This is a genomic window from Stenotrophomonas sp. YJH_SMC_20 (assembly GCF_059367845.1).
This window is the reverse complement of sequence record NZ_JCAFRG010000007.1, coordinates 150160-162016: the sequence shown is the minus strand read 5'-3', so window position 1 is coordinate 162016 and position 11857 is coordinate 150160. Positions and strand designations below refer to the sequence as shown.

The following is an 11857-nucleotide window of genomic DNA, read 5'->3' as shown; positions in this document are numbered from 1 at the left end:
CTACCCCGGCAGGTACAGGTCCACGTAGTCGGTCACCGGCATCGCGGCCAGCGCCACCGGGTCCAGTGAAGCGGCCCAGATGCGCTGCTGCTGGACTGTCGGGAAGCGGTGGGCCAGGTGCCGGCGGAACTTGTCCATCAGCAGCGGAATGCCTTCCTCGCGACGGCGCGCGTGGCCCAGCGGGTACTCCACCAGCACCTCCGGCAGCGCGGTGCCATCGGTGAAGCGCACGCTCAGGCCGTTGGCGATGCTGCGCTTCTCAGGGTCCAGGTAATCGGCGCTGAGCTGCGGATCCTCATGACAGGCCATCTTCGCGCGCAGTGCGTCGATGCGCGGGTCGGCGGCAACGTCGTCCTCGTAATCCTCGGCCGTCAACCGCCCGTGCAGCAGCGCGATGGCGACCATGTACTGCACGCAGTGATCGCGGTCGGCCGGGTTATGCAACGACCCCTGCTTGTCGATGATACGGATGCAGGCTTCCTGGGTGCGGATGGCGATGTGCGCGATGTCCTCGACCCGCCGTTCCATCGCGCGCAGCTGCTGGTGCAGCGTGACCGCCGCCTCCACGGCAGTCTGGCCGTGGAACTCGGCCGGGTAGCTGATCTTGAACAGCACGTTCTCCATCACATAGCTGCCCAGCGGTCGCCCCAGCGTCAGTGCCTGACCGTGCATGGATACGGCCTCGAAACCCCATGTCGGTGCACTCAATACGCTGGGATAGCCCATCTCGCCGCTGGCTGCCATCAGCGCCAGACGCACGCCACGACTGGTCGCATCGCCAGCGGCCCAGCTCTTGCGCGAGCCGGTGTTGGGCGCGTGCCGGTAGGTGCGCAGCGCTTGGCCATCGACCCAGGCCAGCGACAGCGCATTGAGCATGCGCTCGCGGTCCAGCCCGAGCAACTGCGCGACCACGGCCGTGGTGGCCACCTTGACCAGCACCACGTGGTCCAGCCCGACCCGGTTGAAGGAGTTCTGCAGCGCCAGCACGCCCTGGATCTCGTGCGCCTTGATCATCGCCAGCAGCACGTCGTGCACGGTCGGCGGCGGGCGGCGCAGGGCCTGCGCGTTGCGCCCCAGCCAGTCGCAAACAGCCAGGATGCCGCCGAGATTGTCGGAAGGATGGCCCCACTCGGCAGCCAGCCAGGTGTCGTTGAAATCCAGCCAGCGCACCATTGCGCCGAGGTTGAAGGCGGCCTGCACCGGGTCCAGCACGTAGTGCGTACCCGGCACGCGCGCGCCGTTGACCACGCTGATGCCCGGCACCAGTGGACCGAGCAGCTTGCTGCAGGCCGGGAAGGACAGCGCTTCCAGGCCGCAGCCCAGCGTATCAAGCAGGCAGTAGTGCGCGGTCTGGAAGGCCAGCGGCGAGTCGATGCGGGCGTCGCGTACGTAATCGACGATGTCCACCAGCAGCGCATCCCACGCTGCACGCTCGTTGGATGGGGTGTGGCTGTCGGACATCGTCGATCTCCTCGTTGCGGTGCACGGTTGCCCGTGCACCATGCCAACCAAGGTTGGCATCTACCAAAGCAATCGATCTCTGCGGCCCGGTAGTCGCCAACCTTGGTTGGCGTTTACCAACGCATCACTCGGCCGGCACCCGCACCTTGCCTTCCATCAATACGCGGGCGCTGCGGCTCATGATGGCCTTGGTCACTGTCCACTGGCCGTCAACGAGACCTGCCTGCGCACCCACGCGCAACGTGCCCGAGGGATGACCGAACGTAACCGCTTCGCGTTCGCCGCCACCGGCGGCGCGATTGACCAGCGTGCCCGGAATCGCCGCGGCGGTACCGATCGCTACGGCGGCGGTACCCATCATCGCGTGATGCAGCTTGCCCATCGACAACGCGCGCGCATGCAGGTCGATGGCCGACGCCGGAATCGCCTTGCCACTGGACGACACGTAGTCCTGAGCCGGTGCAACGAATGCCACCTTCGGCGTGTGCTGGCGGGTGGCCGCATCTTCCAGGTTCTTGATCAGACCCATGCGCAAGGCGCCGTAGGCGCGGATCTTCTCGAAGCGCTCCAGCGCCCCCTTGTCCTCGTTGATCGCCGGTTGCAGCTCGATACCGGTGTAGCCCAGGTCGGCGGCGTTGAGAAAGATCGTCGGGATGCCGGCCGTGATCATGGTCACCTCGAAGCTGCCCACGCCGGGCACCTCCAGGGTATCGACGAGATTGCCGGTCGGGAACATCGCGCCCGCATCGCCGTCATCAGAAGGATCGATGAATTCCAGCTGGATCTCGGCCGCCGGGAAGGTCACGCCATCCAGCTCGAAATCGCCGGTCTCCTGCACTTCGCCATCGCGCATCGGCACGTGGGCGATGATGGTCTTGCCGATGTTGGCCTGCCAGATGCGTACGGTGCACAGGCCATCGCGCGGCACGCGGGCGGGATCGATCAGGCCATTGGCAATCGCGAACGGGCCGACCGCGGTGCTGAGGTTGCCGCAGTTGCCGCTCCAGTCGACGAAGGCGGTGTCGATCGAGACCTGGCCGTACAGATAGTCCACGTCGTGGTCCGGCACCGAGGCGGTGGAGATGATCACGCACTTGCTGGTGCTGGAGGTGGCGCCGCCCATGCCATCGGTCTGCTTGCCATACGGATCGGGCGAGCCGATCACGCGCATCAGCAGCGCATCGCGCGCGGCGCCCGGTACCTGAGCGGCTTCGGGCAGGTCCTGCAGGCGGAAGAACACGCCCTTGCTGGTGCCGCCGCGCATGTAGGTGGCGGGAATACGGAGTTGCGGGAGGAAGGTCATCGTCGAATCCACGCGTTTGAATTTCAGGAAATGTCTTGCATCAGTGCGTCAAGACCACGATCAACGCACCACACACGCATGATGTCCACGCGGTCCGGTAGATCGAGGTAATAGACGAGGTAGCGTTCGAAGCCCGGAACCAGCATGAACCGCAACGGCACCGGCAGCTGTGCTGCGAGGTCGGCGTGCCGGGTGGAACCCGAGCCTGGAAACACGGCGATGCGTTGAAGCGTGGTCTCCAACTCGGCGAGAAAGCGCCGACCCAGTACCAGCCCACCCTGCCGTGCAAACCACAGCGCGGCATCGGCTGCGTCGGCTTCGGCCCTTGGCCGCCATTCAATCGCCTTCACGCTCCAACCTTTCGGTCAGTTCGCGACGCATGCGCTCGAATGTGTCGGCCGTCACCGCAACGCCTGGACCAGAAGCCAGCCCCTCGGCTATCAACTGCTTGAGCAGCTCTTCGGCCTTGCTGCGCTGGCGCTGGCGGATCAGGTCACGCACGTAGTCCGACGTACTGGAGTAGCCGCCTTCACGCACTTCCTCGTCCACGAACTGCTTGAGCGGGTCGGTCAGCGAAATGTTCATGGTGGCCATGAGACTCTCCATTGGCAGTTTTTGCCAAGTCAGTGTGCGCCCTGCCCGGGTGTCGGACAAGCCCGCCCCCGGCCTCCGGGGGCAGGCATTCAGGCCGGTATCACGCCACCTTGGCCCCTTCCAGGAAGTCTTGGGCGAAGCGCTGCAGCACGCCACCGGCTTCGTAGATCGCCACTTCCTCGTCGCTGTCCAGGCGGCAGGTCACTGGCACGATCACATCCTGGCCGTCGCGGCGGTGGATGACCAGGGTCAGGTCGGCGCGCGGGGTGCGCTCGCCGATCACGTCGAAGGTCTCGGTACCGTCGATGCCCAGGGTCAGGCGGGTGGTGCCCGGCTTGAACTCCAGTGGCAGCACGCCCATGCCGATCAGGTTGGTGCGGTGGATGCGTTCGAAGCCTTCGGCCACGATCGCTTCCACACCTGCCAGGCGCACGCCCTTGGCGGCCCAGTCACGCGAGCTGCCTTGGCCGTAGTCGGCACCGGCGATGATGATCAGCGGCTGCTTGCGCTCCATGTAGGTCTCGATCGCTTCCCACATGCGCATCACCTTGCCTTCCGGCTCCACGCGCGCCAGCGAACCCTGCTTCACGCTGCCATCGTCGTTGCGCACCATTTCGTTGAACAGCTTCGGGTTGGCGAAGGTGGCGCGCTGTGCGGTCAGGTGGTCACCGCGGTGGGTAGCGTAGGAATTGAAGTCCTCTTCCGGCAGGCCCATCTTCGCCAGGTATTCGCCGGCGGCACTGGACGCCAGGATCGCGTTGGACGGCGACAGGTGATCGGTGGTGATGTTGTCCGGCAGCACCGCCAGCGCCCGCATGCCTGCCAGCGTGCGCTCACCGGCCAGTGCACCCTCCCAGTAGGGCGGGCGGCGGATGTAGGTGCTCTGCGGGCGCCAGTCGTACAGCGGGCTGACCGTCGCGCCGTGCTCCACGCGCACATTGAACATCGGGTTGTAGACGCGGCGGAACTGCTCCGGCTTCACCGAGGCCCTGACCACGGCGTCGATCTCGGCGTCGCTCGGCCAGATGTCCTTCAGGCGCACCTCGTTGCCGTCGGCGTCCACGCCCAGCACGTCCTTCTCGATGTCAAAGCGCACGGTGCCGGCGATGGCATAGGCGATCACCAGCGGCGGCGACGCCAGGAACGCCTGCTTCGCATACGGGTGGATGCGGCCATCGAAGTTGCGGTTGCCCGACAGCACGGCCGTGGCGTACAGGTCCCGGTCGATGATCTCCTGTTGGATGGCCGGATCGAGCGCGCCGCTCATGCCGTTGCAGGTGGTGCAGGCGAAGGCGACGATGCCAAAGCCCAGCTTTTCCAGGTCCGGCAGCAGTCCGGCCTCTTCCAGGTACAGCTGCACCGCCTTCGAGCCCGGCGCCAGCGAGGACTTCACCCACGGCTTGCGCAGCAGGCCGCGCTCGTTGGCCTTGCGTGCCAGCAGGCCGGCAGCGATCACGTTGCGCGGGTTGGAGGTGTTGGTGCAGCTGGTGATGGCGGCGATGATCACCGCGCCATCCGGCATCAGGCCCTGCGCCTGCTCGGCCTTGCCCGCTGCCAGCTTGGCCTCGTCGGCGATGCCGCGCTCGGCCAGCTCGGCGGTCGCCACGCGCTTGTGCGGGTTGGACGGGCCGGCCATGTTGCGCACCACGCTGGACAGGTCGAAGCGCAGCACGCGCTCGTACTGTGCGGTGGCCAGGTCGTCAGCCCACAGGCCGGTGGTGCGCGCATAGTTTTCCACCAGCGCGACCTGCGATTCCTCGCGGCCGGTCAGGCGCAGGTAATCGATGGTCTGCCCGTCGATGTAGAACATCGCGGCGGTCGCGCCGTATTCGGGGCACATGTTGGAGATGGTGGCGCGGTCACCGATGGTCAGTGCCGCCGCCCCCTCGCCGAAGAATTCAAGGTACGCGCCGACCACGCGCTCCCTGCGCAGGAATTCGGTCAGCGCCAGCACCACGTCGGTGGCGGTGATGCCCGGCTGCGGCCTGCCGGTCAGCTCGACGCCGATGATGTCCGGCAGCCGCATCCACGAGGCACGACCGAGCATCACGTTCTCCGCTTCCAGGCCGCCCACACCAATGGCGATCACACCCAGCGCATCCACGTGCGGGGTGTGGCTGTCGGTGCCCACGCAGGTGTCGGGGAAGGCCACGCCGTCCTGCACGTAGATCACCGGCGACATCTTCTCCAGGTTGATCTGGTGCATGATGCCGTTGCCCGGCGGAATCACGTCCACGTTCTGGAACGCCTGCTTGGTCCAGTCGATGAAGTGGAAACGGTCTTCGTTGCGGCGATCCTCGATGGCGCGGTTCTTCTCGAAGGCCTGCGGATCGTAGCCACCGCATTCCACCGCCAGCGAGTGATCGACGATCAACTGCACCGGCACCACCGGATTGACCTTGGCCGGGTCACCGCCCTTGTCGGCAATCGCATCGCGCAGGCCGGCCAGGTCAACCAGTGCGGTCTGGCCGAGGATGTCGTGGCACACCACGCGTGCCGGGAACCACGGGAAGTCGAGGTCGCGACGGCGCTCGATCAGCTGCTTCAGCGAATCGCCGAGCGTGGCCGGATCGCAGCGGCGCACCAGGTTCTCGGCCAGCACGCGCGAGGTGTACGGCAGAGTGGCATAGGCGCCGGGCTGGATCGCATCGACGGCGGCGCGCGCGTCGAAATAGTCCAGCGCGCTGCCGGGGAGGTTCTTGCGGTAATCGGTATTCATGGGCTGGCGGAATGCTTGGGGCGGGCCGGGTGCCGGCGGTGCGGCGGCGAAAGCATCCGGCCGGCACGCGGCCGGCCGGATGAGTACAGCAGGTGGATCAGACGCGCTTGTCGATGGCGACGAAGTCGCGGTCTTCCGGACCGATGTAATTGGCGCTCGGGCGGATGATCTTGCCGTCGATGCGCTGCTCGATGATGTGCGCGCTCCAGCCGGCGGTGCGGGCGATCACGAACAACGGAGTGAACATCGCGGTCGGCACGCCCATCATGTGGTAGCTGACCGCACTGAACCAGTCCAGGTTCGGGAACATCTTCTTGATGTCCCACATCACCGATTCCAGGCGCTCGGCGATGTCGTACATCTTCATGCTCGACTGCTCTTCGGACAGCTCGCGGGCCACGTCCTTGATCACCTTGTTGCGCGGATCGGACACGGTATAGACCGGGTGGCCGAAGCCGATCACCACTTCCTTGCGCTCGACGCGGGCCTTGATGTCTTCCTCGGCTTCATCCGGGTTGTCGTAGCGCTTCTGCACTTCGAACGCCACTTCATTGGCGCCGCCGTGCTTCGGGCCACGCAGTGCGCCGATGCCACCGCAGATCGCGCTGTACATGTCGCTGCCGGTGCCGGCGATGACGCGGCAGGTGAACGTCGAGGCGTTGAACTCGTGCTCGGCGTACAGGATCAGCGAGGTGTGCATCGCCTTCACCCACGAGTCCTGCGGCTTCTCGCCGTGCAGCAGGTGCAGGAAGTGGCCACCGATCGAGTCATCGTCGGTTTCCACGTCGATGGCACGGCCGTTGTGGCTCCAGTGGTACCAGTACAGCAGCATCGAGCCGAGGCAGGCCATCAGCTTGTCGGCAATGTCGCGCGCGCCTGGGTGGTTGTGGTCGTCCTTCTCCGGCGCCACGCAGCCGAGCACGGAGACACCAGTGCGCATCACGTCCATCGGGTGTGCCGACGGCGGCAGTTCTTCCAGCGCGGCCTTCACCGCGGCCGGAATGCCACGCAGCGACTTCAGCTTGGCCTTGTACGAAACCAGCTCGGCGCGGGTCGGCAGCTTGCCGTGCACCAGCAGGTAGGCGATTTCCTCGAATTCGCTGGTGTTGGCCAGGTCCAGGATGTCATAGCCACGGTAGTGCAGGTCGTTGCCGCTGCGGCCCACGCTGCACAGCGCGGTGTTGCCGGCAGCGGTGCCGGACAGGGCGACGGACTTCTTCGGCTTGAAGGTGGGGGTTGCGGTCGTATCGTTCATGTTTCCCTCCGAAACTTGATGGTGCAGGGTACTGCTTATTTCTTCGCGGCGAACAGCGCATCGAGCTGCTGCTCGAAGGCGTGATAGCCGATGCGGTCGTACAGCTCTTCGCGGGTCTGCATGGTCTCCACCACGTTGCGCTGATGGCCATCGCGGCGCACCGCCTGGTACACGTTCTCGGCCGCCTTGTTGGCCGCGCGGAACGCCGACAGCGGGAACAGCTGGATGGCGACGCCGGCCGAGGCCAGTTCATCGCGACTGAACAGCGGGGTGGCACCGAATTCGGTGATGTTGGCCAGCACCGGCACCTTCACCGCATCCACGAAGCGGCGGTAGGTGTCCAGATCGTAGGCGGCCTCGGCGAAGATGCCGTCGGCACCGGCCTCGACGCAGGCGATGGCGCGCTCGATCGCCTTGTCCACGCCGTCCACCTGGATGGCATCGGTACGCGCGATCAGGAAGAAGTCCGGATCGGTCTTGGCATCGGCAGCGGCCTTCACACGGTCCACCATTTCGCCCTGCGAGACGATTTCCTTGCCCGGACGGTGACCGCAGCGCTTGGCGCCAACCTGGTCTTCGATGTGGCAGGCGGCCGCGCCTGCCTTGATCAGCGACTTCACGGTGCGCGCGATGTTGAACGCACTCGGGCCGAAGCCGGTGTCGATGTCGACCATCAGCGGCAGGTCGCAGACATCGGTGATGCGGCGCACGTCCACCAGCACGTCTTCCAGGGTGTTGATGCCCAGATCCGGCAGGCCCAGCGAGCCGGCGGCAACACCGCCACCAGACAGGTAGATGGCGCGGAAGCCGGCGCGCTTGGCCAGCAGGGCGTGGTTGGCGTTGATCGCGCCGATCACCTGCAACGGCGATTCGGCAGCCAGCGCCTCACGGAAGCGGGCACCGGCGGAGAAAGGGGCGGAAGCGGTCATGCGGCGATCCAGGTTGAAGTACGGGACAGAGGGCGCAAGCCCCGTGCCAAGCTGCAAGCCTTTGATTTCACAGACATGACCACCCCGCAACAGTGAAACATATGAAACATTGAAACGGATGTATCATGAAACATTCCGACCAATTGCTGCCGTCATGTACCTGCCCCGCACCCCGCTGCGCCACGCCGATGCCGACCCCGGCCGTCCGGTGATCTGGACCGTCAGCGTTTCGCGCCTGACCGGCCTGCTCGGCGACGTCATCCCCGAGTTCGACCGCCGTGCGCGCATCGAGCAGATCAACCTCGGCTTCGAGGAAGCCGTGGACGTGATCGGCAAACGCCTGCGCCGTGAGCATTGCGACGTAGTGATCGCCGGCGGCTCCAATGCCGCCTGGCTACGCGGGCGGCTGGAGCTGCCACTGGTGCCGATCCAGGCCAACGGCTTCGACCTGATGGAAGCGCTGGCCCGTGCCCGCCGCATAGCCAGCCGCATCGGCCTGGTCACCCACGCCAGCGACGTGCCGGTGTTCAGCAACTTCCAGCAGAGTTTCGGCCTGGATATCGAGCATCGCCGCTTCGTCACCCGCGAGGACGCGCGCGACTGCATCGCCGACCTGCGCGCAAACGGCATCGAAGTGATCGTCGGCACCGGCATGGCCATCGACCATGCCGAACAGGCCGGCCTGCCCGGTGTGCTGCTGTACTCGGCCGACTCGGTGCGGCAGGCGTTCGAACATGCGCTGGAACTGACCCAGGCGCTGGCCCGCTCCAGCGGCAACCGAGCCGCCCCGCGCCGGCGCCCGGCAGCGCGTGCCGACACGCATGAACTGCTCGGCGACAGCCAAGCGATGGCCCAGGTGCGCGCACAGATCGCGCTCTATGCACCGCATGACAGCACCGTACTGGTGACCGGCGAAACCGGCACCGGCAAGGAGCTGGTGGCGCGGCAGCTGCACGCAGCCAGTGGCCGTCGCGGACGCTTCGTGGCGCTGAACTGCGGCGCCATCAGCGAATCACTGCTGGAAGCCGAACTGTTTGGCTACAGCGATGGTGCCTTCACTGGCGCACGGCGCGGTGGTCGCGTGGGCCTGGTCGAGGCCGCCGATGGCGGTACGTTGTTCCTGGATGAGATCGGCGAACTGCCGCTGCCGTTGCAGACCCGCCTGCTGCGCGTGCTGGAAGAACGCGAGGTGCTGCGTGTCGGCGCTACCGAATCGACCGCAGTCGACCTGCGCGTGGTGGCCGCCACCCTGCAGTCGCTGGAGCAGCGCGCGGCGACCGGCAGCTTCCGTCGCGACCTCTACTACCGCCTGGCCGCGCTGCGGATTGCCCTGCCCTCGCTGCGGGCGAGGCGTTCGGACATCCCGCTGCTGGCACAGCACTTCTTCCGCCAGCTGCGTGGCATCGACGCGCCATTGGATGAGGATGCACTGGCGGTGCTGAGCGCAGCCCAGTGGCCCGGAAACGTGCGCGAACTGCGCAATCTGGTCGATCGCCTGCGCATCCACTGGCAGCCGGCTGAAGGGCCTATTGATGCTTCGCGACTGCTGCAGCTTGCGCCCGAGCTGGCAAGCGAAGGCGCGACGGCACTGCCGCTGGAAAGCAACGGCAAACGCCCGCCGCGTGCGCAGCTGGAAGCATTGCTGCAGGAACATCGCAATGACCGCGAGGGCATGGCACAGGCGCTGGGCGTCTCACGCACCACGCTATGGCGCTGGCTGCGCGCGGAGGGTTTGTAGAGCCGATCCCATGCTCGGCTGCTTCTGCAGGGACAACAGCCGAGCATGGGCTCGGCTCTACAGCAGCCCCGGCACCGCCCTGACTTACGGATACAGCAGGCGCTTGCTCCAGCGCCCTTCGGCGCCGGCTTCATAGCACCAGCGTTCGTGCAGGCGGAACTGCGCGCCGTACCAGAACTCGATGCGGTCAGGCACCACGCGCAGGCCGCTCCAGCCGTCGGGGCGCGGCACGTCCTTGCCTTCGAAGCGCGCTTCGACCTCGGCCACGCGCGCATCGAATTCCTCGCGCGTTGCCAGCGTCTTCGACTGCTGCGAGGCCCACGCGCCGATCTGGCTCATGCGCGGGCGGCTGGCGAAATAGGCGTCGGCCTCAGCATCGGCGACCTGCTCGACACGGCCCTCGATACGTACCTGGATGCCGGCCTCGCGCAGGCTGCGCCACAGGAACAACAGCGCGGCCTGCGGATTGGCCTGCAGCTCACGGCCCTTGTGGCTGTCCAGGTGGGTATAGAAGACGAAGCCGCGCTCGTCGAAGGCCTTCAGCAGCACGGTGCGCGCCGAGGGACGGCCCTGCGTATCGGCGGTGGCCACCGTCATCGCGTTCGGCTCGACCTCGCGGCTCTGCCTGGCCTCTTCGAACAGGGCGGCAAACGTGGACAGGGCTTCTGCGTACAGGTCGCTCATGATTGCGTTCTTCTCACACGGATTGGGCTATTGTGGCTGCATGGCCGCTGCTGCGTATATGCCCCAGGTGAAAGGATTCCCCGAAACATTGGCCGAACAGATACTGGACGATGCACTGGGCAGCGGCGCAGCAGTTCCAGTATTGGCGATCAGCGGCCTGCAGGGGAGCGGCAAATCGACGCTGGCCGCGCAGGTGGTGGCCCGCGCCCAGGCACGCGGCCTGAGCGCCGCCACGCTGTCCATCGATGATGTCTACCTGACCCGCGCACAGCGGCAGCGGCTGGCCCGCCAGGTGCATCCGCTGCTGATCACGCGCGGCCCGCCGGGCACCCACGACCTGACGCTGGCCCACGCGGTGCTCGACGCCGTAACCGCACGCCAGCCTTTGGCGATGCCCCGCTTCGACAAGCTGGCCGACGAACGCGTGCACGAAGCGCAATGGCCGCGTATCGAGCAGCCCCTCGACCTGCTGGTGTTCGAAGGCTGGTTCCTGGGCACGCCGGCGCAGGATGACGCCGCGCTGGACAGCCCGTTGAACGCACTGGAGCGCGAAGCCGACGCCGATGGTCGCTGGCGGCGCTGGTGCAACCAGGTGCTGGCCCGCGACTACCCGGCGCTGTGGCAGCGCTGCGACCGCCTGTGGTTCCTGCAGCCGCCGGATTTCTCGGTGGTACCGCGCTGGCGCTGGCAGCAGGAGCAGAACCTGCAGGCCGCGCAGCCGGGCCGGCACGGCATGAGCCGGCCACAGCTGGAGCGCTTCGTGCAGTACTACGAGCGGGTCAGCCGCCAGGCGCTGCATGCCCTGCCCGCCCTGGCCGACCACGTGGTGGTGCTGGACGGCCAGCGACAGGTGCAGGACGTGCGCTGAGCGCGCCTATTCCACCAGGAAGGTCACCCGCAGGTTGACCCGCCATTCGGTGATTTCGCCGCTGCCATTGGTCACCACCTTGGTCTCGTTCACCCAGGCGCCCTGGATGCCCTTGACCGTCTCGGAGACCTTCTTCAGACCGCTGCGCACGGCGTCCTCCACGCTCTTCGGCGAGGAGGCGGTGATTTCGATGACCTTGGCGACCGTCATGGCCTGTACTCCGGTTGGCGCGGGAAACCCCGCAGGAACGCCTACCCTGACGTGAAGGACGTAAAGGCCGGGGCACGGAGGTGTTAGCATCAGAGG

Annotated in this window: 11 protein-coding genes; 2 read left to right on the top strand and 9 right to left on the bottom strand. The window is 66.5% G+C overall.

The window, feature by feature from the left end:
• From AC5P6A_RS13765 to prpB, 7 genes are all read right to left on the bottom strand, one after another.
• Positions 1-1461 carry a bifunctional 2-methylcitrate dehydratase/aconitate hydratase gene (locus AC5P6A_RS13765; protein ID WP_180877985.1) on the bottom strand — a complete coding sequence of 487 codons (1461 nt, stop codon included), beginning with the start codon at positions 1459-1461 and terminating at the stop codon, positions 1-3.
• 124 nt (positions 1462-1585) lie between these two features.
• Positions 1586-2764, bottom strand: coding sequence for a 2-methylaconitate cis-trans isomerase PrpF (prpF, locus tag AC5P6A_RS13760; protein WP_134732030.1), 1179 nt, complete (start codon positions 2762-2764; stop codon positions 1586-1588).
• A 23-nt stretch (positions 2765-2787) separates the two neighbouring features.
• Positions 2788-3114, bottom strand: a complete 327-nt coding sequence (locus tag AC5P6A_RS13755) for a type II toxin-antitoxin system RelE/ParE family toxin (protein ID WP_134732028.1) — start codon at positions 3112-3114, stop codon at positions 2788-2790.
• Positions 3101-3358, bottom strand: coding sequence for a type II toxin-antitoxin system ParD family antitoxin (locus AC5P6A_RS13750; RefSeq protein ID WP_014648042.1), 258 nt, complete (start codon positions 3356-3358; stop codon positions 3101-3103). Before AC5P6A_RS13750 ends, AC5P6A_RS13755 begins: the two co-directional genes overlap by 14 nt.
• A 100-nt stretch (positions 3359-3458) precedes the next feature.
• Positions 3459-6077, bottom strand: a complete 2619-nt coding sequence (gene acnD / locus AC5P6A_RS13745; protein WP_180877984.1) for a Fe/S-dependent 2-methylisocitrate dehydratase AcnD — start codon at positions 6075-6077, stop codon at positions 3459-3461.
• Positions 6078-6174: 97 nt separating this feature from the next.
• On the bottom strand, positions 6175-7332 hold the full coding sequence (gene prpC / locus AC5P6A_RS13740) for a bifunctional 2-methylcitrate synthase/citrate synthase (RefSeq protein WP_005418357.1): 1158 nt from the start codon (positions 7330-7332) through the stop codon (positions 6175-6177).
• Between the two features lie 35 nt (positions 7333-7367).
• Positions 7368-8261 (bottom strand): methylisocitrate lyase, encoded by an 894-nt coding sequence (prpB, locus tag AC5P6A_RS13735; protein ID WP_005418360.1) that lies wholly within the window; start codon positions 8259-8261, stop codon positions 7368-7370.
• Between the two features lie 154 nt (positions 8262-8415).
• Here prpB and prpR point away from each other — a divergent pair, with 154 nt between their 5' ends.
• The gene (gene prpR, locus AC5P6A_RS13730) at positions 8416-9999 is read left to right on the top strand and encodes a propionate catabolism operon regulatory protein PrpR (protein WP_227844697.1); all 1584 of its coding nucleotides are present in this window, start codon (positions 8416-8418) and stop codon (positions 9997-9999) included.
• Between the two features lie 84 nt (positions 10000-10083).
• On the opposite strand, the gene pdxH is transcribed toward prpR, so the two are convergent.
• Positions 10084-10683, bottom strand: a complete 600-nt coding sequence (gene pdxH, locus AC5P6A_RS13725; protein ID WP_019660049.1) for a pyridoxamine 5'-phosphate oxidase — start codon at positions 10681-10683, stop codon at positions 10084-10086.
• Positions 10684-10723: 40 nt separating this feature from the next.
• Here pdxH and AC5P6A_RS13720 point away from each other — a divergent pair, with 40 nt between their 5' ends.
• Positions 10724-11551, top strand: a complete 828-nt coding sequence (locus AC5P6A_RS13720) for a kinase (RefSeq protein WP_227844696.1) — start codon at positions 10724-10726, stop codon at positions 11549-11551.
• 6 nt (positions 11552-11557) lie between these two features.
• On the opposite strand, the gene AC5P6A_RS13715 is transcribed toward AC5P6A_RS13720, so the two are convergent.
• Complete coding sequence (locus AC5P6A_RS13715) at positions 11558-11761, bottom strand: dodecin family protein (protein ID WP_005410663.1); 204 nt, start codon at positions 11759-11761, stop codon at positions 11558-11560.
• Between the last annotated feature and the right edge of the window lie 96 nt (positions 11762-11857).